Raw genomic sequence first — 22,634 nt, forward strand, 5'->3', positions numbered from 1 at the left:
CCGGGCGGGGTCCGGTCGGCTGCGAACGGTTGAGCGGCCGGACGGCCTCCGGCGTCCGTCGGCGGTCGGACGCCGGTGGCCGGGAGGCCGTCCGGCGAGGGGAGGCGTGGCCGGCGGCTCAGGCGGGCGGGAGCGTGGGGCTGGACGGGCCCGGGCGGCGGTCGGTCGGGCGGGCCGGGGGGATGACCGGGGCGTGGAAGTCCCGCGGGCCGGTCCACAGCGCGGGCACGGCGTCGCTGCGGCGGGCCAGCTCGTAGGCGAGGGCCTCGTAGTTGACCCGCCAGCCGTGGAAGTGCCGCCAGGCGTCCTCGACGGGCCGCTCGTTGCGGAAGCCCGCGGCGGCGATCATCGCGACGGCGCCGATGTACTCGGTGTAGGTGAGGCGGATCGGCACGTCCGGGTCCGGGTCCGGGTCGAAGTCGACGCGCAGCGAGCGCCCGATGTCGCGCAGCGCCGTGAATCCGGCCCGCAGGACCAGCCGGGCCTCGGCCGGTGCGGTGCGGGGGCAGAGGGCGAGGTGGAGCGCGGCGGCGTCCATCACCGCGATCAGGCCGACCACCCAGCTGCGGTTCGGCTGCGGGGAGCGGAAGGAGAGCAGCACCGGGTAGTTGGAGTGGCTCTCGCCGATGTCGGCGGCCAGGCGCTCCCAGTCCCGGTACAGCTGGGGCAGCGCCGTCTCGGTGTCGACCAGGGTCTGCCGGGCGAGCAGCTCCGGCCCCCAGGCGGGCTCCCCGGCCCGGGACTGCAGCAGCGTCACCTCGGTCTCGCGCCGCTGGTAGGCGGCGTAGATGGTCGGCAGGTAGGAGATCTGCAGGGCGATCACCAGCGGCCCGCTGGCGGCCGCCATGAAGTCGATGACGGACAGGTGCAGGCGTTCGCCGCTCGCGAAGCCCAGGGTGAAGAGGCTCGACCCGGCCTCCCGGAACGCCACCGACCAGTCGAGTTCGGAGGTGCCGTGCAGCAGGAGTGTGTACGCGATGAGCATGCCGCCCAGCCACACCGCGAGCATGCCGAGCAGGACGAGCGGGGCCAGCCAGGTCAGGGCCCGGTCCTGGGCGTGGTAGGTGCGGAACGGTGTCGCGTAGAGCCGCAGCACCGTCCGCAGGACCCGCCAGAGCCGGTGCACCAGGGCCGAGTAGAGCCCGCGCGGGACGACCAGGGTGCGCAGGATGCTGCCGATGACCAGCAGGAGCAGCAGGGCGCCGAGCGCGGTGTGGATCAACCTCATGCGGTCATTCTGTCGGTCGGGCGGGGCGGTGGCGTGCGCAGGTGGGCCTGCGCCGCGGTCGGAGTGTAGAAGCGCCTGATCCGGCCCGAGGAGCCCGGCACGCGCAGGTAGGCGTGCCGGGCCGGGTCCCAGAGGCCCCAGCACTCCAGGAGGAGGAAGTGCGGGCTGCTCGGCGGGATCAGGCGGACCTCGTAGCGGGACTCCGCGGTCACGCGGGTTCCGGGGCGGGGGCGTTCCGGAGGACCCAGGCCTGCGCGAGGGCGTACGAGTAGAAGCGCAGGGGGGCGTCGGACGGCGGGAGGGCCCTGACGGGCTCGCCGGTCGTGCGGTCGCGGACGATCCAGACCGGGTAGGAGGAGCCGTCGCAGGCGTCGTCGGCGGGGATGATCGCGTAGCGGCCGGTCGTCATCGGCGGGTCGCCACCTGGATGAAGCCGGAGGCCTTCTCCACACGCTCGGCGAACTCGTTGAACTCGCCGTCGATGGGGGAGATGGTGGCCTTGGTCGGGACGAGGATGGCGCCCGCCTCGCGGTCGAGGAGCCGCTGGAGCGCGGCCCGCAGCATCGGCCGGTGCTCCGGGCCCCTCACGTCCACCTCGTCGTCCACGACGATGAGGGAGACCCCCCAGTCGAAGGCGGCGGCGTACCGCTCGCAGACGCGGAGCTCGCGCTCCGGGAAGCCGGCATCGGTCTTGGCCAGGTACATCACGACCTGGAGGCGGTCCACGGCCCCGACTCGGGGCGCGTGCGGGGTCGTGGGGGGCTTGGGGCTGCTCACAGTCCGATCCTCTCCGTAGTTGTGCGACTACCAGGGGTGCCCAATGTCCTCTAAGCTTGGCAACCGTTCAACTTGTCTGTGTCTCAGGTGGAATTGGGGGCGGGCTTTGAATCGCAAGGAGCTTGATCCGGCGTCATCTCCCCGTGAGTCCTTCGGCGCACTGCTTCGCAGCTCGCGCGAGGCGCTGGGCTGGACCCAGCAGGACCTGGCAGCGGCCATGGGCTACTCGGACAGCTACATCTCGGCGGTCGAAACGGGTCGCAAATCCACCAGCCGAGACTTCGTCAGGGCGGCGGACAAGGCCCTCGGGACGGGCCAGACGCTGGAGCTGATGTGGGTCGGGATGAGGCGGAAGGGCTTCCTGGAGGGTTTCCCCGAGCACGCTGCGCAGGAGGCTCGCGCGTCGGAGATCAGGATCTTTGAGCCGAACCTGATTCCAGGGTTGTTCCAGACCAAGGCCTACGCCTCCGCGCGAGAGGCGGCGGCAGTCCTGCGAGGAAGCAGCACGCAGGATCAGGCGGAGGAGCGAGTGAGGTTCCTCGCCGCCCGGCAGCGGCTTCTCAGGCGTGCCGAACCACCGGTCATCCACGCGGTGATAGATGAGAGTGGCATTCGTCGTCCGGTGGGGGGTGCCGTGACCATGCGTGCGCAGCTCGATCACCTGGTGGAGATGGCGGCCAGGCCCGATGTGATCTTTCAGATCGCGCCGTTCAGCTTGGCCGAACACGCCCCGCTTCGATCGGTCGTCACCCTGCTGACGTTCGCGGATCGTTCGGTGGTCGGCTACACCGAATCTGCCGACCAGGGCTACGTGGTGCGGGATGACCGGACTGTCAGGGCGTGGGAAAAGGCCTACGATCGGTTGCGGGCGGAAGCGCTGACCAGAGCCGCGACCCTCGACCTGATTCACAAGGCCCGAAAGGAGCTCTGACCATGACTCGACCAGACCTGTCCCGCGCCTCATGGTTCAAGTCGTCGTACTCCGACAACGGCGGTACCTGCGTGGAGGTTTCGCCGGACTTCCCGGGTGTCGTTCCCGTCCGCGACTCGAAGGACCCGGAGGGGCCTGCCCTCGTTGTCCCGGCCGAGGCCTGGCGGGCCTTCGTCGCCGCGACCGCCGCGGGAGAATTCGGCGACGTCTGATCTGAGACGCTCGCTCTGGTCCACTGCTACGGAAGGAGCTCGATGATGTTCCTCGACCCGACTGGTGCTCGATGGGTGAAGTCGAGCTTCAGCCAACAAGGCGGCAACTGCGTCGAGATCGCCCCCGCGTTTCCCGGTGTGATGCCCGTCCGGGACTCCAAGGACCCGGAGGGACCCGTCCTGCTCTTCCCGGCCGACGCCTGGCGGGCCTTCGTGGCCGCCGCCGCTGCCGGCGAGTTCGGCGACGCCTGACGCAAGGCCATGCCATGGTCCGCGTGATCGAAGGAGCTTCTATGGCGAACATCGACCTTGAAGGCGCCCGATGGGTGAAGAGTCGTCGCAGTGGCAATGGTGGGAATTGCGTCGAGGTCGCGCAGGGCCTCACCGGCGTTATGCCTGTTCGCGACTCGAAGGACCCGGCCGGGCCCGTCCTGCTCTTCCCGGCCGACGCCTGGCGGGCCTTCGTCGTCGCGGCCGCTGCAGGAGAATTCGGCGACGTCTGACCGGGGCGCTCGCTCTGGTCCACTGCTTCGGAAGGAGTTCGCTGATGGTCGCCGACCTGACGCCTGCCCGATGGGTGAAGTCGAGCTACAGCCAGAACGGTGGGAACTGCGTCGAAGTCGCCTCCCACCTTCCCGGTGTGATGCCCGTTCGGGACTCCAAGGACCCGGAGGGGCCCGTCCTGCTCTTCCCGGCCGACGCCTGGCGGGCCTTCGTGGCCGCTGCCGCCGCCGGAGAGTTCGGCGACGCCTGACGGACCACCGCCCTACCCCTGCGAGCCCCTGGACCCTGCGGTCCGGGGGCTCGTTCCGTTCCGTCCGCCATTGACAGGTGCGCCCTCCGGCTGAATGCTAAGCAAGCGCTTAGTCAACGCCACGCCCACCCCCGAGGAGCCGCCCGATGTCCGAGACACCCGCCGATCCGCCCGGGCTGGACCTGGGCCGCCTGCGGAACCACCTCGACCGGGAGCTGCCCGGCCTCGTCCAGGGCCCCCTCACCGCCTCCCTCATCGAGGGCGGCCGCTCCAACCTCACCTACGTCCTCTCGGACGGCACCACCCGCTGGGTCCTGCGCCGCCCCCCGCTCGGCCACGTCCTCGCCACCGCGCACGACATGGGCCGCGAGCACCGCGTGATGACCGCCCTGCGCGACACCGACGTCCCCGTCCCGCGCACGCTCCTCCTCGACCCGGGCACGGACGTCCTCGGCGCCCCCTGGTACCTCATGGAGCACGTCCCCGGCACCGCCCACCGCGACGTCGCCCCGTTCGCCGCCCTCGGCGCGCCGCGCGTCCACGCCCTCGGCCGCCGCCTCGTCGACACCCTCGCCGCCCTGCACCGGATCGACCCGGCCGCCGTCGGCCTCGCCGACTTCGGCCGCCCCGACGGCTACCTGGAGCGCCAGCTGCGCCGCTGGTCCACCCAGCTGTCGAACTCCCGCAGCCGCGACCTGCCCGCCGTGGACCGGCTGCACGGGCTGCTCGCCGAGCGCCTCCCCGTCTCGCCCGCACCCGCGCTCGTCCACGGCGACTACCGCCTCGACAACGTCCTCGTCGACGACTCCGGCGACACGGACGGCACCGCCGGCACCGACGTCATCACCGCCGTCCTCGACTGGGAGATGTCCACCCTCGGCGACCCGCTCACCGACATCGGCCTGCTGGTGATGTACACCGAACTCGCCGGAGTCGGCGGCGGCATCATCCCCTCCGCCGCGACCGCGCCCGGCTTCCCGAAACCCGACGAACTCGTCGCCCGGTACGCCGAGTCGACCGGCCGGCAGGCCGCGGACCTGGACTGGTACGTGGCCTTCGCCTCCTTCAAGCTCGCCGTCGTCGCCGAAGGCATCCACTACCGCTTCCAGCAGGGCCGCACCCTCGGCGCCGGGTTCGAACGGGCCGGAGAGATGGCCCCGATCCTCGCCCGGCACGGCCTGAGCACCCTCAAGGAGAACTGACCGATGGACTTCGCCTACGACGCCCGGACGAACGAACTCCGTGCGCAGCTGCTGGCCTTCATGGACGCCCACGTGTACCCCGCGGAGGCCGTCCTCGCCGAGCAGCTGGCCGACCCGGACCGCGCCCCCTGGGCCGTCCCGCCGGTCGTGGCCGAGCTCCAGGCCGAGGCCCGCAAGCAGGGCCTGTGGAACCTCTTCATCCCCGGCGAGCACGGCGCCGGGCTCACCAACCTGCAGTACGCGCCGCTCGCCGAGATCACCGGCCGCAGCCCGCAACTGGCCCCGCCCGCGCTGAACTGCGCGGCCCCCGACACCGGGAACATGGAGCTGCTCGCCCAGTTCGGCTCGGCCGAGCAGCGCGAGCGCTGGCTGCGCCCGCTGCTGGACGCCGAGATCCGCTCCGCCTTCGCGATGACCGAGCCGGAGGTGGCCTCCTCGGACGCCACCAACATCGCCACCCGGATCGAGCGGGACGGCGACGACTACGTGGTCAACGGCCGCAAGTGGTACATCACCGGGGCGATGAACCCGCAGTGCCGGATCCTCATCGTCATGGGCAAGACCGACCCGGGCGCCGAGCCGCACCGCCAGCAGAGCATGGTGCTCGTCCCGCGCGACACGCCCGGCGTCACCGTGAAGCGCGGCATGACGGTCTTCGGCTACGACGACGCCGACCACGGCGGCCACGCCGAGGTGCTCTTCGAGGACGTCCGCGTCCCGGCGGGGAACCTGATCGGGGCGGAGGGCGCCGGCTTCGCCATCGCCCAGGCCCGGCTCGGCCCGGGCCGGATCCACCACTGCATGCGGGCGATCGGCATCGCCGAGCGGGCCCTGGAGCTGATGTGCCGCCGGGTGGGCGAGCGCGTCGCCTTCGGCCGCCCGCTGGCCGAGCAGGGCGTGGTCCAGGACTGGATCGCCGAATCCCGGGTGCGGATCGAGCAGTTGCGGTTGCTGGTGCTGAAGACGGCCTGGCTGATGGACACCGTCGGCAACCGGGGCGCGCACACCGAGATCCAAGCGATCAAGATCGCGACGCCGCGCACCGTGGAGTGGATCCTGGACAAGGCCGTCCAGGCGTTCGGCGCCGCCGGAGTCAGCCAGGACACCCCGCTCGCCCAGCTCTGGGCCGGCAACCGCACCCTGCGCCTCGCCGACGGCCCGGACGAGGTCCACAAGCGCTCCCTGGCCCGCCGCGAGCTCCGCCGCCACGCGGGCGACTCCTGACCGACTGCCGCGCGGGGTGCGGACGCACCGGCCCCTCCGGCCGGGCCGGTGCACGTCGGACGGCGTCACGGGCCGGGGGCGGCCGCGGGCTCGGCCGGTCCGGGCCTCCCGGCGGTGCGGCGGCGGGGGGACCCGGCGGACTCCGGCGTCACCCGGAGGTGCAGGGCGGCGAGCAGCAGGCAGAACACGGCCATGACGGACCACAGCACGGTCGTCCCCGCGCGGGCGAGCAGCTGGGTGCCGAGGACGGGCGCGAGCGTCGCGGCGATGCCCCAGCTGGTCCCGAAGACGGCCAGGTAGCGGCCGCCGGCACCGGGTGGCGCGAGCTCGGTGACGAGCGCGTAGATGCGGCCGATCACCAGGAGGTCGCCGAGGCTCAGCACCGCGGCGGCGGCGAGCATCCCCGGCAGGGTCCCGGCGAGGGCGTAGCCCGTCAGCCCCGCGGCCAGGAGGAGGTGGGCGAGGGCGAGCGCGACGGGCGTGCCGAGCCGGGTCGTCCAGGGCATCCGGACCAGCGGCTGCGCGAGCACGGTGGTGGCCGCGGCGGCGGTGAACAGCAGCCCGGCGTCGGCGGCGGGCAGGCCGTGCCGGGTGAGGGCGAGCGGCAGGGTGACCACGGCCTGCTGGTTGATCAGGGCGTAGGCGGTGCCGGTGGCCAGGACGCTCAGCAGGGCCCGGTCGCGCAGCGGGCGTACGGCGGCGCGGCCCCGGTCGGCGCCGGGTGGTTCGGGACGGTCGTGGGGCAGGGCGAGCCGGATCAGCAGGGCGCAGGCCAGGCAGGTGACGGCGTCGGTGACGAAGAGCCAGCGCAGGTCCCAACGGCCGAGCAGGGCGGCCAGCAGCCCGGCGCCCATGCCGCCCGCCGCGAGCGCGGCGCTGAACAGGCTGAACGCGCGCACCCGGTGCTGCTCGGGGACGGACTCGCCGATGATCGCCTGGCTCGGGGGCTCGTAGAGCTCGAAGGCCAGCCCGAGCAGCACCGCCCCGGCGACCGCCCAGGTCAGTGACACGGACGCGGCGATCGCCAGCTGCGCGACGGCGCATCCGCAGAGCCCGAGCACGATGGTGGTGCGCCGGCCGATCCGGTCGGCCAGGTGCCCCCCGGCCAGCCGGGAGGGGATCGTCGCGAGCCCGAAGGCGGCGCTGACGAGCCCGGCGGAGGTGAGGCTCGCGCCGTGGTCGGCGCTGATCAGCGCGGTGAGGAAGGGCAGCGAGAAGGCCCCGAGCCGGTTGACGACCCGGGCGAGCAACAGCAGGCGGACGGTGCGGGGCAGCGCTTCGGGGCGCGGCACGGCGCCTCCTGTTCTCGTGCGTCGTCGAGGCCGGCGATCAGCGGGTGGCGGTGATCCGGGCGGAGACTACCGGCTTCCTGGACGACGCCGCCCGGGCCGCTCCGGCGGCCGGCGCCCTGCTCCCGTCGGTGCCCCGCGCCCCGAGCCCGAGCCCCGCCCCCCGTCGGCCTGACGGCCCCTAAGGGAGTCATACCCTGGTACTCAGGGGTGAGTTGGCTCCCCGGTATGACGGTTTCGCCCCGCCCCCACCCGTACCGTCCTGCTCAACGGACCGCGCGAACCGGGCGGGCCGACCGATCGAGGGCGAGGAGCACGGGATGCACAGGCGGGGACGGGGAGTGGCGGCGGCACTGCTGGCGGCGACGGCGGTGCTGGGAGTGGTCGGCGCGCCCGGGGCGGTGGCGGCGGCCCCGGACGGCGGGGGCGCGGCCCGGCAGGCGCAGGCGTGGCTGCCGCAGCCGACCGGACCGTACCCCGTCGGGACCGCGACGCTGCACCTGACCGACCCGAGCCGGGAGTTCCGGTGGAAGCCGGGGAAGCCCCGCGAGCTGATGATCAGCTTCTGGTACCCGACCGCCCGGCCCGCCACCGGCCGGGACCGCGCCCCGTACATGGAGCGCTCCGCCGCCGACCACTTCGGCAGCGCCGGCAGCGTCGGCCAGTCGGACTACGGCTTCGAACCCGGCCGCACCGACTGGGCCGGCGTCCGCACCCACGCCCGCACCGACGCGCCCGCCCTGCCCGGCGGCAAGCGCCCGGTCGTGCTCTACTCGGCCGGGTTCGGTGACCCGCGCACCTGGGGCACCGGCCTGGTCGAGGACCTCGCCTCGCGCGGCTACGTCGTCGTCACCGTCGACCACACCTACGACGCCTCCGAGGTCGCCTTCCCGAACGGGGACCTCGCCACCTCCGTCTTCCCCGAGCTGCTGGGCAAGCCCGACCTCGACCTCGCCGACGTGCTGCGCACCTCCCTGCAGACCAGGGTGGACGACACCCGCTTCGTGCTGGACCAGCTGCCCGGGCTGTGCCGCGACCAGAAGCTGCCGGCCGGCCTCGCCGACTCCCTCGACCTCGACCGGATCGGCATGGTCGGCCACTCGGCGGGCGGCTCCACCGCCCTCCAGGCCATGCACGACGACCCGCGGATCGCGGCCGCCGTCAACATGGACGGTCAGCTGCACTTCCCCGGGCCGGACGGCCACACCGGGGTGGTCCTGACGAACGTCGCGGCGGAGGGGGTGGACCGCCCGTTCCTGCTGATGGGCACGCGGGAGGAGGACTCCGGGGACTACCACCACCAGCCCGGCTGGGACGCCCTCTGGCAGCACAGCACGGGCTGGCACGCCGACGTCACCCTCGACGGGTCCCGGCACGCCTCCTACACCGACGCGCAGTCCCTGCTGCCCCAGCTCGCCCGGCAGGGCGCGATCACCCCCGAGCAGCTCGGCAAGGACCTGGGCGAGGTCCGCCCGGAGCGCGCGGTGCTGGCGACCCGGACGTACGTGGCCTCCTTCTTCGACCGCTGGCTGCGCGGCCACGACGACCACCTGCTGGACGGTCCCTCGCCGCGCTTCCCGGAGATGGAGTACGCGAAGTAGCGGAGGGGCGCGCGGGCCGGTGGGGCGGTCAGCGGACCTCCGAGTCGGGGTTGGCGGCGTCCCACCGGCGGCGGGAGTCCACGATCGCGTCGTGGTGGTCGTAGGACCAGTCCGCCACCGCCCGGACCAGGTGGGTCAGGCTGTGTCCGAGGGGCGTCAGCTCGTACTCCACCTGCGGCGGGACGGTCGGGTGGACCGTCCGGGAGACCAGGCCGTCCCGCTCCAGCCGGCGCACCGTCAGCGTCAGCATCCGCTGCGAGATGCCCGGCAGGGCGCGCTGCAGCTCGCGGAACCGCCGTACGCCCTGGGCGAGTTCGACGACGGTCAGGACGGACCACTTCTCGCCGAGCCGGCTCAGCAGGTCCTGGATCCCGCAGTCCACGCCGTCCTCGCACCAGACCACCGGGCGAGGGGTGGTTATCGCGGTGTGCCCTGCTGACATGGAAGTGCCTCCTTACGCCGGGCGCCCCGGCGGCCGACGATGGTCAGGAATCCGCCCCCCGATCATCCCCGGAGGAACCATGCTGCTCGTCACCGGTGTCAACGGCGCGCTCGGAACGCTCGTCCTGGAACGGCTCGCCGGGCGCCCCGACGTGGCCGCCGGCAGCCGCACGCCCGGGACGGTGCCCGCGGAGGTGCCGTCCCGGCTCGTGGACTTCGACCGGCCCGAGACGCTCGCGGAGGCGTTCCGCGGCGTGCGGACCCTGCTGCTGATCTCGGCGGGAGTCGCCGAGGACGACGTGGTGATCGCCCGGCACGGCGCGGCGATCACGGCGGCGGAACGGGCCGGCGTCGAGCACGTCGTCTACACCAGCCTCTCCGGCGACGGAGACCACCTGCCGTACGCCCTCGCCCACCGCTGGACCGAGCGCCGGCTCCGCGCGTCGTCCTCCCTGCGCTGGACGGTGCTGCGCAACGGCCTGTACGCCGAGTTCCTCGGCGCGATCGCCGCGCCGGGCCCGGACGGGGTGGTCCGCGCCCCGCTCGGGGACGGGAAGCTCGCGGCGGTGGCCCGGGCGGACCTCGCCGAGGTGGCGGCCGCCGTCGCACTCGCCCCGGAGGCCCACGCGGGGCGCACGTACGAGCTGGTGGGGGAGCGGGCGCTGGGGGGTGCGGAGGTGGCCGGGGCGCTCGGCGCCGAGTACCGGCCCGGCCGGCTGACGCAGGCGCGGGCAGCGGTGGCGGCCTCGGACGCGCAGGACTTCCAGGTACCGATGGTGGTCGGCACCTACTCGGCGATCGCCCACGGCTTCCTGGCCGGGCCGGGCGGGGCGGGCGACCTCGCGGAACTGCTCGGCCGCCCGCCCCGCCCGGCCCTCGACGTCATCGCCGGCGCCCGCTGAGCCCCCACCTGCTGAGCCCCGGGCGGCCCGACTGCGCCGGGGGTCGGTCGCGTGGGCGCGGTGCTGGCGGGCGGGCGCTCCGGTCAGTCGCCGAGGACGGCGATCCGGCCGGTGCTGCGCCCGTCGGCGACCAGCTGGACGGCTCCGGCCGCGTCGGCCAGCGGCACCCGGGCGCTCACCAGCGGGCGCACCGCGCCCTGCTCGGCGAGCCCGGTCAGCGCCTCGTGCGCGGCGGCGACGGCCCGCGGGTCGTGGGTGTTGTAGAGCCCCCAGTGCAGGCCGAGGATGGCGTAGTTCTTCACCAGGGCGTGGTTGAGCGCGGGCGCCGGGATCCGCCCGGCGGCGAAGCCGACCACCACGATCCGGCCCTCGAAGGCCACGCACTTGGTGGAGCCGGTGTAGGCGTCGCCGCCGACCGGGTCGAACACCACGTCGGCGCCGCGCCCGCCGGTGAACTCCTTGACGGCGCCGACGAAGTCCGCGGCCGTCCGGTCGACGACCAGGTCGGCGCCGAGCGCCCGGGCCGCCTCCGCCTTCGCGGGGCCGCCGACCACGGCGACCACCCGGGCCCCGGCGGCGCGGCCGAGCTGCACCGCCGCGCTGCCCACCCCGCCCGCCGCGGCGTGCACCAGCAGGGTCTCGCCGGCCCGCAGCCGGGCCCGGCGGTGCAGGGCGAACCAGGCGGTCTGGTAGCCGATGTGCAGCGCGGCCGCCTCGGCGTCGTCCAGTGCCGCGGGCGCCGGGTGCGCGGCCGCCGCGTCCAGCAGCGCGTACTCGGCGAAGGCGCCGTGCGGCAGCACCGGGTTGCCGATCAGCCGTTCGCCCCGCCGCGGCCCGTCCGCGACCTCGCCGCACAGCTCCACGCCGGGCGTGAACGGCAGCGGCGGGCGCACCTGGTACTCGCCGCGCACCATCAGCGCGTCCGGGAAGTTGACCGCCGCGGCCCGCACCCGGACCAGCAGCTGGCCCGGGCCGGGCACCGGCCGGGGCAGCCCGTCGACCAGCCGCATCACCGCGCCCGGCTCGCCGAGCTCGGGCACCTGCCAGGCCCTCACAGCGCCTCGCTCTCTTCCAGCCCCTGCTGGAGCCGGTTCATCGCGGTGATCCAGCGGTCTGGGTCGGTGGCCCGGGCCCGGTAGTAGTCCGCGACCTCGGGGTGCGGCAGGACCAGGAAGCGGTCCTCGGCCAGCGCCGCCAGGGTGGCCGCGGCGACCTCCTCGGCCTCCAGCGCGGTGGGCGCGAGCAGGGCCTGGCCGACCGCGCCGGTGGAGGCGAGCATGTCGGTGCGCACGCCCTGGGGGCAGAGCGCGTGCACCCGGACGCCGCGGTGGCGGTACGTCGCGGAGAGCCACTCGGCGAAGGCGAGCGCGCCGTGCTTGCTCACCGCGTACGGGGCCGAGCCGAGCATGGTGAGCAGTCCGGCGGCGGAGACGGTGGCGAGGAAGCGGCCCTCGCCGCGTTCCAGCCAGCGGGGGAGGAGCAGGTCGGCGGCCCGGACGTGGGCGAGGACGTTGACCTCCCACGCGCCGGCCCAGGCGGCGGCGGGCGCGTCGGCCCCGCCGACCGGGGCGACGCCCGCGTTGGCGCACCACACGTCGATCTCGCCGAGCTCGGCCCGGGCCCGGCCGACCAGCTCGGTCAGCCCCTCGACGGAGGCGGCGTCGCCGGGGGCGGCGCTCCCGCCGCAGTCGCGCGCCACCTCGTGGGCCGCCTCGGCGTCCAGGTCGTTGACCACGACCCTGGCACCGGCCGCGGCGAAGGCCCGGGCCAGCGCGGCGCCGATGCCGCGCCCGCCACCGGTCACCACGACGCCCTGCCCGGCGAGGTCACCGCCCGCGCCGGTCCCCGCGGCCGCGCCGCCGGGGGCCGGGGAAGCCGGGCCGCGGGAGCCCGGGCCGCCGCCGTCCGGGGAAACCGCGCCGCGGGAGCCCGGGCCGTCGACCGCCGCGCTCACAGCCCACCGCCGAGGGTGACCCCGCCGTCGACGACCAGGGTCTGGCCGGTGATCCAGGCGGAGTCCGGGGAGAGCAGGAAGGCGACCGCGCCCGCGACGTCCTCCGGGACGCCGAGCCGGCCCAGCGGGTAGGCGGCGGCGACCTGCTCCTCGCGGCCCTCGTACAGGGCCTCGGCGAACCTGGTCTTGACGACGGCGGGTGCGACGGCGTTGACCCGGATGCCCTGGCCGCCCAGCTCGGCGCCGAGTTCGGTGGTGAGCCGGATCAGCGCGGCCTTGCTGATGCCGTACATGCCGATCCCGAGCGAGGCGCGGATGCCCGCGATGGAGGCCACGTTGACCACCGAGCCGCCGTGCTCGCCCATCCAGGCGGCGTGGGCGCGGCGGGTCCAGGCGAGCGGGGCCAGCACGTTGACGGCGAAGATCTTGGCCGCCGCGGCCTCGTCGGTGTCGAGGACCGGCCCGTAGACCGGGTTGATGCCGGTGTTGTTGACGAGGTGGTCGAGCCGTCCGAAGGCCTCCAGGGTGCGGGTGACCGCCTCCTCCTGGTGGGCCGGGTCGTCGGACTTGCCGGCGACGGCGATGGCGTTGTCCGGCCCGCCCAGGTCGCGGACGGCCTCGGCGAGCGGGTCGGGGTTGCGGGCGGTCAGGCAGACCTTCGCCCCGCGGTCGACCAGCTCGCGCGCGATGCCGAGGCCGATGCCCCGGCTCGATCCGGTGACGACGGCCACCCGGCCCTTGAAGGAGTGCGCCACGGAGGGGTCCTGCCTTTCGCGCGGTTCGACGGACTTGCTTCGACGGATCTGCTTCGACGTACTTGCTGCGCCGGGGACTTGCTGCGACGGATCTGCTGCGACGGACTTCGACGGGTGCCACGGGTGTCGCAAGTCCTCGTGGGGGCCGGCGGAGTCCGGATGGGCCCGGCCACGACCGGTGACTAAGCGCTTGCTCAGCATGGTGGTGGTGCGGGAGCCTGTCAACAGCCGCCGACCGCCCGGCGGGGAATGCGTGTACGAGTTCTCTGGGAGGATGGCGCCATGACCAGCACGCCCATCGCCGACCTCTGGCCCGTCCTGCCCGGCGGCGCCGACAGCCGCCCCGAGGCGGCGCACCGGCTGCTCCGGGCGGCCGTCGAGTCCTTCGCGGAGCGCGGCTTCCACGCCACCACCACCCGGGACATCGCCACCGCGGCCGGGATGAGCCCGGCGGCGCTGTACATCCACTACCAGTCCAAGGCCGCGCTGCTGGCCGAGATCAGCCAGGCCGGCCACGCGGCCACGCTGGCGCTGGTGCGCGACGCGGTGGCGGGCGGCGGGGACCCGGTGGTGCGGATGCGGCGGCTGGTCGAGCAGTTCACCGCCTGGCACGCCCGGGCCCGCACCGTCGGCCGGGTGGTCAACTACGAGCTGCACGCGCTGCCCGAGGACGCCTACGCCGTCGTCGCGGCGCTGCGCCTGGACATCGAACGCGAGGTCAGCGCGCTGATCGCGGCGGGCGTGGCGGCCGGCGCCTTCGAGGTGTCCGAGGTCCGCACGGCGGCTCGCGCAGTGACCTCGCTGGGCATCGACGTCTCCCGCTGGTACACCGACCGCTCCACCGAGACCCCCGAGGAACTCGGCCGCCGCTACGGAGAGTTGGTGCTCCGGATGCTGGGCGCCCGGATCTGAGACGGGCGCGTCCGGGCGGGCCGGCCGGCCCGCCCTTGACCTGCCCCGGGCGTGCGCGCAGACTCGTATACGCAGTACGTGTGCCTCGTAGGCGTACGGCGCCGACTCCGGCGCCCGCCCCCACCGGTGCCCGTCGGCCCGACCCGACGGACCCCCGGCACGGTCCCGACACCGTGCCCCGCGCGGCCCGACACCGCGCGTCCCAGCAGAACCCCTCCCGCGGCGGCCACGCCCCCCGACCGGCGGCGCCGACGGGAGGCGACCCCCGGCCCGGACCGGCCCGGCCGGTCGTGCCGCCGTGCCCACGGGCACGACGGCACCAGGACGGCGCGCCCGGCGCGCCGTGCGCGGCCCGGGCTCCGGGGAGACGGGAGGCGCAGCGATGCCCCTCCAGCAATCCCGTCCGGTCCGGCCCCGTTTCTGGCTGGAGACCGCCCTCGGCACCCTGTCCGGGCTGCTGTTCCTGATCACCCTGGTGTGGCCGCAGTGGATCGAGACCCTGCTCGGGCTCGACCCGGACGCCGGCAGCGGCGCGGCCGAGTGGCTGGTCGTCGCGCTCGCGGCGGCCCTCACCGCGGTCTGCGCGCTGGGCGCGCGGACCGAATGGCGCCGGGCCCACCCCTCCACCGCCCGCGCGGCGCGGTGACCCGGCGACCGACGATCGGAGAGGAGGATCGTCATGAGCGACTCGACACCCGCCGCCGCGGCCGGTGACCTGGCCGCACTCGTGCGCCGGGCCCCGCTCGGCTTCCGGGGCACGGTCACCAGGGTCGGCGGCACTTCGCTGGCGGCCGTCCCGCCCGGTGCGGACGACGCGCGCACGGCCGTCGTCGCGGTGACCGAGGTGCTGCACGCGCCGAACGGCTTCCGGCGGCTCGCCGGCAGCGAGGTCACCGTCCGCCTGGCGGCCGACGCGTCCCCGCTCGCGGTCGGCGACACGGCCGCGTTCTTCACCCGGGGCCTGGTCTACGGCGAGGGCCTCGGCGTCGTCGAGCTGGGCCGACTGCCCGCCGACGCCGTCCAGCAGCACGTCTCGATGGCGGCCACCACCGCCGACGAGATGCCCTTGTCGTCGGTGCAGCGCACCATCCGCGAGGAGGACCTCGCGGCGCACGCCGGGCAGACGGACGCCGTGGTCGTCGCCACCGTGGTCGGCCTGGAGGACGTCGACCGGGCGTCGCACTCGGAGCACGCCCCGCACTGGTGGCGCGCCGCCCTCGACGTCTCGATCGTCGAGGCCGGTGACGTCGCCCCCGGACGGATCACCGTCCTCTACCCCAGCAGCGGGGACAGGCGCTGGCTGCACGTCCCCAAGCCGGCGCCCGGGCAGGAGGCCCTGTGGCTGTTGCACGCCACGACGGGCGAGCTCGCCGCGGAGGCGCCGTTCCAGCTGCTCCACCCCGACGACCGTCAGCCGGTGCAGCGACTCGCCGTGCTGCGGGAAGGGAGGTGAGCCGGGATGCCCACCATCAAGGTCGTCGACATCACCCCCAGGGCGCTGAGCGGCGACACCAGCCTGGACAGCGAGCCCAACCTCGCCGTCAACCCCGAGAACCCGAACCAGCTGGTGGCGACCGCCTTCACGCCGGATCCGATGGGCGGGCCGCTCGCCCCGGTCTACGTCTCGGCGGACGGCGGCGACACCTGGGTGCTGCGCAGCGTCGTCCCCGGCAACGCCGACCCGGGCGGCACCGGCGACATCAGCGTCGGCTTCGCGCCGCAGGGCGGCACCCTGTACACCGGCATCCTCAACGGCGAGGACGGCGACCTCCAGGTCCTGCGGGCCGCGGACGTCACGTCGGACGCGCCGATGGAGGTCCTCGTCGACCGCGCCGCGGTCCACAATCCGGACCAGCCGTGGGTCGTCGCCGGCGGCACCGTCGTGAACGGCTCCGGCCGGGACGTGGTGTACGTCGGCAACAACGACGGCGACCACCAGCCGCACAGCGCCACGGTGGACGTCTCCGCCGACGCCCGGCACGGCCACGGCGCCTTCCGGTCCGTCCAGGTCGACCAGCGGGCCCACCGGGTGTTCGACGGCCCGCCGGTGCGGATCGCGCTGCACCCCGACGGCACGGTGTACACCGCGTTCGAGAGCTGGAGCGACTTCTCCGGGCTGGTCGTCACCTTCGACGTCGTGGTGACGCGCGACGACAAGGGCGCCCTGGTCGCGAGCCCGTTCCAGGACCTGCGGGACTCCGACGACGGCGTCGCCGGCCAGCGGGTGGCCGCCGGGCGGAGGGTGCGGTTCAACGTCAAGGCGGCGACGCTGGGGCAGGAACGCACCGGCGCCGACCTGTCGATCGCCGTCGACCCGACCGACTCCGGCACCGTCTGGATCGCCTGGTGCGACGGCACCGGCGGCACCGTGCCCACCGACTACGTCCTGCACGTGCGGCGCTCGACCGACCGGGGGCAGACCTGGGCCCCGGCGCGCGCGGACCTCGTCAACGCCAAGAACCCGGCGCTGGCGATCAACGCGGACGGGCTGGTCGGGCTGGTCTACCAGCAGCTGGCGCACGACCAGTGGACGACGGCGCTGGAGCTGACCGCCGACGGCGGTGCGACGGCCGAGGCCCACGTCCTGCACCAGGCCCCGGGCGACGTGCCGAAGGCCCCGCCCGGCGCCCTGCCCTACCTGGGCGACTACATCCGGATGGTCGCCGTCGGCCGGGACTTCTACGGGATCTTCGCGGGGAACAACACCCCCGACCGGGCCAACTTCCCGGTCGGCGTGACGTACCAGCGCAACGCCGACTTCACCACGCACCAGCTGCTGGACCTGGACGGCGTCAGCCGGGTGCCGCCCTCGCTGGACCCGTTCTTCTTCCACCGGGCCGCCTGATTCCACGCCCCCACCCGCACACGTCGGGTGCCCGCCACGACCGGTCGTGGCGGGCACCCTGCTGTCGGGCACGATGGTTCAGGCGGTGGCCAGGCAGAACTCCACGAGTCCCGCGTCCACGTCGAGGATGATGCGGCTCATCTCGGCCCACGGCGGGTGGAAGCTGGTGCCCCACTCGACGGTGAAGCCGAGCACCTTGCCCTGGTCGGGATCGTCGAAGTGGCGGGCGTAGACGTAGTCGTCACTGGTCCCGCTGGTCGGGTACAGGTGGAACCCGCTCATCGGCTTGTAGGTGCGGCCGCGCACGCCCTTGACGCCCTGGCAGAACCGTTCGGCGAGCAGGACGGCGCCGTCCTCGTCCGTCTTGGGGATGTACTCGGCGTACGCGACGTCGTTCGGCAGCCCGCGGAGGCCGTCGAACTGCGCGTTGCGGTAGTTCATCGCCGGGTCGACCGACTGGTTGTCGTCGTCGCCCCAGTTGTAGAGCATGTCCTCCGAGTAGCTGTGCACGTCGACGAACCACCTGGTCCGCGGGAACTGGTCCAGCAGCCAGCGGACGTTGCGGGTCTCCGGCTCCGAGAACGGCCTCGGGCCCTGGTAGACCTGCGGGTCGCACGGGTCGGTCGACACCTGCGGGTTCGCGGTCGGGGCGAAGGCGGTGCCGAAGTCGAACAGGAAGTCGTAGTTGCGGTTGAGGTCGACGCCCACGCAGTCCGGGTCCAGGCTGATGCCGGAGTTGGCCGGGTTGCGGTTCTTGCGCCACATCGGGTCGACCTTCTGGCTGTACCGCCGGCCGTCGGGGTTGACCAGCGGGAAGAGCACCAGGTCCAGCCGCCGGAGCAGGTCGTGGACCTCCGCGGCGGTGACGACGGTGGCGCCGTAGCCGAGGCCGGTGCCGTTGTGGTCGGCCTCCAGCAGGTCGGCGGCCAGGTGGACGAGGATCTCGCAGCTGCCCCACTCGCGGGCGTGGACGCCGCCGATCATCATCACGCAGGCCTTGGGGATCGGGGCGGGGCCGCCGATGTGCAGCGCGTGGGCGGTGCGGCCCTCGACGGAGTCCTCGGGCAGGGTGATCAGTTGGGTGGTGCCGGGGTAGGCGGTGGCCAGGCTGGCCAGGGCGGACTCGACCTCGGTGGTGTTCAGGTACGGCATGACGGTCCTCCCGGGTCAGCCGGCGAGCTTGGCGGCCAGGCCGCGCGGGACGGCGTCGGCCGGGGCGAAGCGGTCGCCCTCGCCGACCTCGGCCTGGGCGGCGCGCCCGGCCTCGCTGGCGTTGCCGATCCGGGTCACCGAGACGCCGTCGCGTTGCAGTGCGGCGACCCGGTCGTCCGGGACGTAGGCGTCGATGCTGACGCGCCCGTCGGCCTCGACGTACGGACGGCCGCCGACGTCGGGACGGGTCTCGCGCAGCAGCGTGCGCAGGGTGTCCGCGTCCTTGGCGGTGACGCGGAGCCTCAGGATGTCGGGTCGGGAGGGAGTGGAGGGTCCAGCGGACATGGCGACCTCTTCCGGGCGCCGTCGGGGGCGCTCCGCGCCGGTCACGCCTCGGCGATCGCGGATCGCGGTGTGGCGGCGGTGCCGTGCTGGTGAGCGGATATGTCCGACGTGTACCTCGTATCCTCAGGATGCGCCGCCGCCGTAGAACGCGTCAAGGGGGGCCGCCGGCAGGCCGTCCAGGAGGGCGTCCAGGCCGTTCAGCAGCTCTCCCGCGTCGTCGAAGTCGGCGAACCGGGGGACCAGCGCGCGCAGCCGCGGGTACTCGGCGGCCGGCAGCCGGTGCAGGCCGAGCCGCAGCACCGGATCCGGCTCCTCCGGGTTGTCGACCACCTGGCGCTTGTCCACCAGCAGGCAGCCCAGGTTCCACGCGACGAACGCGCGGTAGACGGTCAGCGCGGCGGCGTCGTCGAAGCCGGCCCGCCCGAGCACCGCGAGGATGTGCTCGGTGAGCTGCAGCACCGACGCGGGCCGCCGGGCCACCGGGACGCTCAGCGGCCTGGTCGCCACCAGCGGCAGGATCTCCGGGTGCGCGTGCGCCACGGCGGCGAACGCCCCGGCGATGCGGCGCAGTTCGGCCCGCCAGGCGGGGCCGGGGGAGGGCCCGGCGGCGGGCGCGCGGACGGCGGTGGCGCGCAGCCGTTCGTTGAGCTCGGTGAAGTAGGCCTCGATCAGGCCGTCCAGCAGGGCCTCCTTGCCGGGGGTGTACCGGTAGAGGGCCATCGACTCCACGCCCAGCTCGGCCGCCAGCCGGCGCATGGTGAGCGCGGCCAGGCCCTCGCGGTCCACCAGCGCCACGGCCGCGGCCAGCACCAGCGGACGGCTCAGGCGTGCCCGCCGCTCGGGGCCGTCCTGCTCAACCATGTCCGCACTACTCCTCCGCGTCGGTGCCGACAACGTCGGGCCGCGCCCGGGGTCCGTCCGGCAGGTCAGGCGGATACACCACCAGGATACAAGCGAAGTTTCCACCGGTTCGGGGTGATGTGTCTCTCCGTGACGGCCCGCGGGTCCTCCGGGGGTGGTGCCGGATGCCGTCCGGGGGCGGCCCCGGCGCCTCGCCCGGGGGCCGGGTGAGGCGCGCTGCGGGGCGGTCCGGGGTGACGCGGGGTGATGCGGTGCGGTGTCGGCGCGGTGCTCACCACGAGGCCGCGAGCAGCTGCACGGCCAGCGCGGCCACCAGCGCCGCCGAGCCCAGGGCGGTGCCCAGGCGCCCCCGGGCCCCGGTCAGCAGCCGGCCCAGCAGGGCGCCGCCGGAGGCCAGCAGCAGCTGCCAGCTGGCCGAGGCCGCGAAGGCCCCGGCGGTGAACACCGTCCGGGCGACGGCGTCCGGGGCCGGGCCGCCGCCCAGCACCAGGGCGGTGAAGTAGAGCACCGTGAGCGGGTTCATCAGGGTGATCCCGAGCAGCGTCAGGAAGGCCCGGCCCGGCCCCGGCGGTGCCCCGGGAGCGTCGGCGGCGGATCCGGAGCGGCCGCGGTGGGCGCGCAGGGCGGTGCGGGCCGTCCGGGCCGCGAGCGCCAGCAGCACCAGCGCCGAGCCGACCCGCAGCGGCCGGGCCACCGGCTCGACCAGCGGGGCGAGGGCGCCGCCCCCGAACGCCGCCAGTACGGCGTAGATCCCGTCCGCCGCCGCCACGCCGAGCGCGGCGCAGACGCCGGTGCGCAGCGTCGTCCGGGCGGTCAGCGCCACCAGGTAGGCCCCGACGGCCCCCACCGGCACGGCGACGCCGTACCCGGCGAGCAGGCCCGCGACCAGGGCGGTGCTCACGCGTGCGCGCGGTCGGGCCTCCGGGGGCGGCCGGGCTGCTGCTGGACCGGGGCCGGACGGGCGGCGGCGGTCACGGGCAGCGGGCGGGCGGTGTGGTCGGTCATGCCGGGATGGTGGCGGTCGGGGCGGCGGCGCGGCAACCGGTTTTCCGACGGCCGCCGGCCGGTGTCCCGTACGGGCGAGTCGCGCACGCCCGCGGCCCGTGCGTCCGCGGCCCGCCCGGGTCGGCCGCTCCGCGGCATCGATCGGCGACGCACGATCTGGCATGCCCCTTTCAAATGAGGGGCTTTGCTGTCACGCTGCTGCTCCCGGTTCGCTCCTTCGAGAGGTTTCGATGAAAAGACTCCTGCGCACCCTCACCGGCGCCGCCCTGTTCCTCGCCGCCGGCACCACGGCCCTCGCCACCCCCAACGTGGCGAGTGCCGCTGACTGCACGCCCGCCCAGGTCGTGGCCAACGGCGGCTTCGAGTCCGGGACTTCGCCCTGGACGGCGCCGAGCGGCGCGATCACCAGCGGTGGCGGCCAGACCGCGCACTCCGGAAGTTCCTTCGCCTGGCTCGACGGGTACGGGTCCACCCACACCGAGACGCTGTCCCAGTCCGTCACCCTCCCCTCCGGGTGCGGCACCGCCTCGCTCGGCTTCTGGCTGCACGTCGACACGGCCGAGACGACCACCACCACGGCCTACGACAAACTGACCGTCAAGCTCGGCTCCACCACCCTGGCGACCTACTCGAACCTGGACGCCCAGAGCGGGTACGTGCACAAGACCGTCGACGTCTCCTCCTTCGCGGGAAAGACCGTCACCCTCGCCTTCACCGGCGCCGAGGACTCCAGCCTGCAGACCAGCTTCGTCCTGGACGACGTCACCCTCGACGTCTCCGGCGGTACCACGCCGCCGCAGCCCGGCGACCCGACCCGGACCCCGGCCGCGCCCGCCTACACGGTCGACCTCACCAGTGACGCCACCGGCGCCGGCTGGACCGGGCACGAGAGCGTCTCCTTCAGCAACGCCTCGGCCGCCCCGCTGAACGAGGTCTACCTGCGGCTGTGGGACAACTGGCACGGCAGCTGCCCGAGCACCCCGATCACCGTGAGCAACGTGACCGGCGGCACGGCCGCCCCGCTGTCGGTGAACTGCACCGCCCTGAAGATCACCCTGCCGGCCCCGCTCGCCCAGGGCCAGAGCGGCACGGTCGGCTTCGACCTGGGCATCACCGTGCCCAGCGGCGCGGACCGCTTCGGCCGCGACGGTGCCTTCAACTTCCTGGGCAACGCGCTGCCGGTGCTGGCCGTCCGGGACGCGGCCGGCTGGCACCTCGACCCGTACACCAACAACGGCGAGGCCTTCTACTCGCTGGCCTCCGACTTCACCGTCACGCTCGACCACCCGTCGAGCCTGCTGGTGCCCGCCACCGGCACCTCGGTGGACACCCCCGGCAGCTCCGGGCGGACCGTCACCAAGGCGACCGCGAGCAAGGTGCGCGACTTCGCCTGGGGCGCCGGGCCGTTCACCCGGATATCCGGCACCTCGTCGGCCGGGGTGAAGGTCAACATCTACTCGGTGGCGGGGATCAGCTCCTCCGACGCGCAGTCGATGCTCTCCACCGCCACCTCGGCGGTCGACGCGCACGCCCAGCGCTTCGGCGCCTACCCGTACGGCGAGTTGGACGCCGTGATCGACAACAACTTCTGGTTCGGGGGCATGGAGTACCCCGGCTTCGTCCTCGACCTGGTCAGCACCACCGCGCTCACCCACGAGATCGGCCACCAGTGGTTCTACGGCATCGTGGGCGACGACGAGTACAACAGCCCCTGGCTGGACGAGGCGTTCACCGACTACGCCACCGACCTCGCGCTCGGCAAGACCGGCTCCGGGTGCTGGAACAGCGTCTCCTGGGCCTCGTCGGCCGAGAAGATCACCAACTCGATGGCCTACTGGGACGCCAACTCCTCGCGCTACTCCACGGTGGTGTACGGCTACGGCAAGTGCGCCCTGCACGACCTGCGCCGCGCCATCGGGGACACCGCGATGGCCGGGCTGCTGAAGGGCTACGCGCAGTCGCACTGGTACGGGGTCTCCACGACGGCCGAGTTCAAGGCCGCCGCGCAGGCCGCCACGACCGTCGACCTGACCTCCTTCTGGACCCAGCACCGGATCGAGGGGTGACGGCCTGCTGATCGTGTGACCTGCTGGTCCCGTGACCTGTTGATCCGGTGATCCGGTGGCGGGTGGTGCGGGGTGCGCCCCGGGGTCGTACGCGCCTTCGAGCGACGGCGCACCGCCGGTGGGCCCCACCGGCAAGCACGTCGTCTCCTATCACGACGTCAGACACTTCACCTTGGTT

At 74.2% G+C, this 22,634-nt stretch carries 27 protein-coding genes; 14 read left to right on the plus strand and 13 right to left on the minus strand.

The features are described 5' to 3' along the window. Positions 1 to 118: 118 nt before the first annotated feature. The 4 genes from AB0N04_RS34860 to AB0N04_RS34875 are packed head-to-tail and all read right to left on the minus strand — an operon-like array spanning position 119 to position 1,954. Entirely contained in the window at positions 119 to 1,228 is a 1,110-nt protein-coding gene (locus AB0N04_RS34860) for a hypothetical protein (RefSeq protein ID WP_360220330.1), read from the minus strand. Then, positions 1,225 to 1,440 carry a hypothetical protein gene (locus AB0N04_RS34865; RefSeq protein ID WP_360220332.1) on the minus strand — a complete coding sequence of 72 codons (216 nt, stop codon included), beginning with the start codon at positions 1,438 to 1,440 and terminating at the stop codon, positions 1,225 to 1,227. Before AB0N04_RS34865 ends, AB0N04_RS34860 begins: the two co-directional genes overlap by 4 nt. After that, positions 1,437 to 1,637: a hypothetical protein gene (locus AB0N04_RS34870; protein ID WP_360220335.1), complete on the minus strand. Its 201-nt coding sequence runs from the start codon at positions 1,635 to 1,637 to the stop codon at positions 1,437 to 1,439. Before AB0N04_RS34870 ends, AB0N04_RS34865 begins: the two co-directional genes overlap by 4 nt. Beyond that, a complete protein-coding gene (locus AB0N04_RS34875) occupies positions 1,634 to 1,954 on the minus strand; it encodes a hypothetical protein (RefSeq protein WP_360220338.1) in 321 nt (106 codons plus the stop codon). Before AB0N04_RS34875 ends, AB0N04_RS34870 begins: the two co-directional genes overlap by 4 nt. A 157-nt stretch (positions 1,955 to 2,111) precedes the next feature. On the opposite strand from AB0N04_RS34875, the gene AB0N04_RS34880 reads away from it, so the two are divergent. The 7 genes from AB0N04_RS34880 to AB0N04_RS34910 all read left to right on the plus strand — a co-directional run bounded on the left by AB0N04_RS34880 (position 2,112) and on the right by AB0N04_RS34910 (position 6,328). After that, on the plus strand, positions 2,112 to 2,936 hold the full coding sequence (locus AB0N04_RS34880; RefSeq protein ID WP_360220341.1) for a helix-turn-helix transcriptional regulator: 825 nt from the start codon (positions 2,112 to 2,114) through the stop codon (positions 2,934 to 2,936). A 2-nt stretch (positions 2,937 to 2,938) separates the two neighbouring features. Then, complete coding sequence (locus AB0N04_RS34885; protein ID WP_360220344.1) at positions 2,939 to 3,148, plus strand: DUF397 domain-containing protein; 210 nt, start codon at positions 2,939 to 2,941, stop codon at positions 3,146 to 3,148. 42 nt (positions 3,149 to 3,190) lie between these two features. Next, positions 3,191 to 3,400, plus strand: coding sequence for a DUF397 domain-containing protein (locus AB0N04_RS34890; RefSeq protein ID WP_360220347.1), 210 nt, complete (start codon positions 3,191 to 3,193; stop codon positions 3,398 to 3,400). Between the two features lie 41 nt (positions 3,401 to 3,441). Then, a complete protein-coding gene (locus tag AB0N04_RS34895) occupies positions 3,442 to 3,651 on the plus strand; it encodes a DUF397 domain-containing protein (RefSeq protein WP_360220350.1) in 210 nt (69 codons plus the stop codon). Between the two features lie 44 nt (positions 3,652 to 3,695). Beyond that, on the plus strand, positions 3,696 to 3,902 hold the full coding sequence (locus tag AB0N04_RS34900; protein ID WP_360220353.1) for a DUF397 domain-containing protein: 207 nt from the start codon (positions 3,696 to 3,698) through the stop codon (positions 3,900 to 3,902). A 146-nt stretch (positions 3,903 to 4,048) separates the two neighbouring features. Next, positions 4,049 to 5,104, plus strand: a complete 1,056-nt coding sequence (locus tag AB0N04_RS34905) for a phosphotransferase family protein (RefSeq protein ID WP_360220356.1) — start codon at positions 4,049 to 4,051, stop codon at positions 5,102 to 5,104. 3 nt (positions 5,105 to 5,107) lie between these two features. After that, the gene (locus tag AB0N04_RS34910) at positions 5,108 to 6,328 is read left to right on the plus strand and encodes an acyl-CoA dehydrogenase family protein (RefSeq protein ID WP_360220359.1); all 1,221 of its coding nucleotides are present in this window, start codon (positions 5,108 to 5,110) and stop codon (positions 6,326 to 6,328) included. A 65-nt stretch (positions 6,329 to 6,393) separates the two neighbouring features. Here AB0N04_RS34910 and AB0N04_RS34915 read toward each other — a convergent pair whose 3' ends face one another. Continuing rightward, the gene (locus tag AB0N04_RS34915) at positions 6,394 to 7,620 is read right to left on the minus strand and encodes an MFS transporter (RefSeq protein WP_360220362.1); all 1,227 of its coding nucleotides are present in this window, start codon (positions 7,618 to 7,620) and stop codon (positions 6,394 to 6,396) included. Positions 7,621 to 7,937: 317 nt separating this feature from the next. Between AB0N04_RS34915 and AB0N04_RS34920 the strand changes: the two genes are divergently transcribed. Further along, complete coding sequence (locus AB0N04_RS34920) at positions 7,938 to 9,218, plus strand: esterase (protein ID WP_360220365.1); 1,281 nt, start codon at positions 7,938 to 7,940, stop codon at positions 9,216 to 9,218. A gap of 28 nt (positions 9,219 to 9,246) precedes the next feature. Here AB0N04_RS34920 and AB0N04_RS34925 read toward each other — a convergent pair whose 3' ends face one another. Beyond that, entirely contained in the window at positions 9,247 to 9,660 is a 414-nt protein-coding gene (locus AB0N04_RS34925; protein ID WP_360220368.1) for a helix-turn-helix domain-containing protein, read from the minus strand. A gap of 79 nt (positions 9,661 to 9,739) precedes the next feature. Between AB0N04_RS34925 and AB0N04_RS34930 the strand changes: the two genes are divergently transcribed. After that, positions 9,740 to 10,561 (plus strand): NAD(P)H-binding protein, encoded by an 822-nt coding sequence (locus AB0N04_RS34930; protein ID WP_363365644.1) that lies wholly within the window; start codon positions 9,740 to 9,742, stop codon positions 10,559 to 10,561. 83 nt (positions 10,562 to 10,644) lie between these two features. Here AB0N04_RS34930 and AB0N04_RS34935 read toward each other — a convergent pair whose 3' ends face one another. The 3 genes from AB0N04_RS34935 to AB0N04_RS34945 form a co-directional block, all read right to left on the minus strand. Then, positions 10,645 to 11,616, minus strand: a complete 972-nt coding sequence (locus tag AB0N04_RS34935; protein WP_360222886.1) for an NADPH:quinone oxidoreductase family protein — start codon at positions 11,614 to 11,616, stop codon at positions 10,645 to 10,647. Next, positions 11,613 to 12,368, minus strand: coding sequence for an SDR family oxidoreductase (locus AB0N04_RS34940; protein ID WP_360222919.1), 756 nt, complete (start codon positions 12,366 to 12,368; stop codon positions 11,613 to 11,615). Before AB0N04_RS34940 ends, AB0N04_RS34935 begins: the two co-directional genes overlap by 4 nt. A gap of 143 nt (positions 12,369 to 12,511) precedes the next feature. Continuing rightward, on the minus strand, positions 12,512 to 13,270 hold the full coding sequence (locus tag AB0N04_RS34945; protein WP_360222889.1) for an SDR family oxidoreductase: 759 nt from the start codon (positions 13,268 to 13,270) through the stop codon (positions 12,512 to 12,514). Positions 13,271 to 13,552: 282 nt separating this feature from the next. Here AB0N04_RS34945 and AB0N04_RS34950 point away from each other — a divergent pair, with 282 nt between their 5' ends. The 4 genes from AB0N04_RS34950 to AB0N04_RS34965 all read left to right on the plus strand — a co-directional run bounded on the left by AB0N04_RS34950 (position 13,553) and on the right by AB0N04_RS34965 (position 17,027). Continuing rightward, positions 13,553 to 14,182 (plus strand): TetR/AcrR family transcriptional regulator, encoded by a 630-nt coding sequence (locus AB0N04_RS34950; RefSeq protein WP_360222892.1) that lies wholly within the window; start codon positions 13,553 to 13,555, stop codon positions 14,180 to 14,182. Positions 14,183 to 14,564: 382 nt separating this feature from the next. After that, the gene (locus tag AB0N04_RS34955; protein ID WP_360222895.1) at positions 14,565 to 14,828 is read left to right on the plus strand and encodes an ABC transporter permease; all 264 of its coding nucleotides are present in this window, start codon (positions 14,565 to 14,567) and stop codon (positions 14,826 to 14,828) included. Between the two features lie 33 nt (positions 14,829 to 14,861). Further along, positions 14,862 to 15,635 (plus strand): hypothetical protein, encoded by a 774-nt coding sequence (locus AB0N04_RS34960; RefSeq protein WP_360222898.1) that lies wholly within the window; start codon positions 14,862 to 14,864, stop codon positions 15,633 to 15,635. Between the two features lie 6 nt (positions 15,636 to 15,641). Next, the gene (locus AB0N04_RS34965; RefSeq protein WP_360222901.1) at positions 15,642 to 17,027 is read left to right on the plus strand and encodes a hypothetical protein; all 1,386 of its coding nucleotides are present in this window, start codon (positions 15,642 to 15,644) and stop codon (positions 17,025 to 17,027) included. Between the two features lie 78 nt (positions 17,028 to 17,105). Here AB0N04_RS34965 and AB0N04_RS34970 read toward each other — a convergent pair whose 3' ends face one another. The 4 genes from AB0N04_RS34970 to AB0N04_RS34985 form a co-directional block, all read right to left on the minus strand. Beyond that, positions 17,106 to 18,179, minus strand: coding sequence for a M14 family metallopeptidase (locus tag AB0N04_RS34970; protein WP_360222904.1), 1,074 nt, complete (start codon positions 18,177 to 18,179; stop codon positions 17,106 to 17,108). A 15-nt stretch (positions 18,180 to 18,194) separates the two neighbouring features. Continuing rightward, complete coding sequence (locus AB0N04_RS34975) at positions 18,195 to 18,524, minus strand: hypothetical protein (RefSeq protein WP_360222907.1); 330 nt, start codon at positions 18,522 to 18,524, stop codon at positions 18,195 to 18,197. Between the two features lie 123 nt (positions 18,525 to 18,647). Continuing rightward, positions 18,648 to 19,385 carry a TetR family transcriptional regulator gene (locus AB0N04_RS34980; RefSeq protein WP_360222910.1) on the minus strand — a complete coding sequence of 246 codons (738 nt, stop codon included), beginning with the start codon at positions 19,383 to 19,385 and terminating at the stop codon, positions 18,648 to 18,650. Between the two features lie 271 nt (positions 19,386 to 19,656). After that, positions 19,657 to 20,286: a LysE family transporter gene (locus AB0N04_RS34985; RefSeq protein WP_360222913.1), complete on the minus strand. Its 630-nt coding sequence runs from the start codon at positions 20,284 to 20,286 to the stop codon at positions 19,657 to 19,659. A gap of 334 nt (positions 20,287 to 20,620) precedes the next feature. On the opposite strand from AB0N04_RS34985, the gene AB0N04_RS34990 reads away from it, so the two are divergent. Next, positions 20,621 to 22,456, plus strand: coding sequence for a M1 family aminopeptidase (locus tag AB0N04_RS34990; RefSeq protein ID WP_360222916.1), 1,836 nt, complete (start codon positions 20,621 to 20,623; stop codon positions 22,454 to 22,456). The last annotated feature ends 178 nt before the right edge of the window (positions 22,457 to 22,634 follow it).

The sequence above is a fragment of the Kitasatospora sp. NPDC051702 genome (genome assembly GCF_040681575.1).
Lineage (GTDB): Bacteria > Actinomycetota > Actinomycetes > Streptomycetales > Streptomycetaceae > Kitasatospora.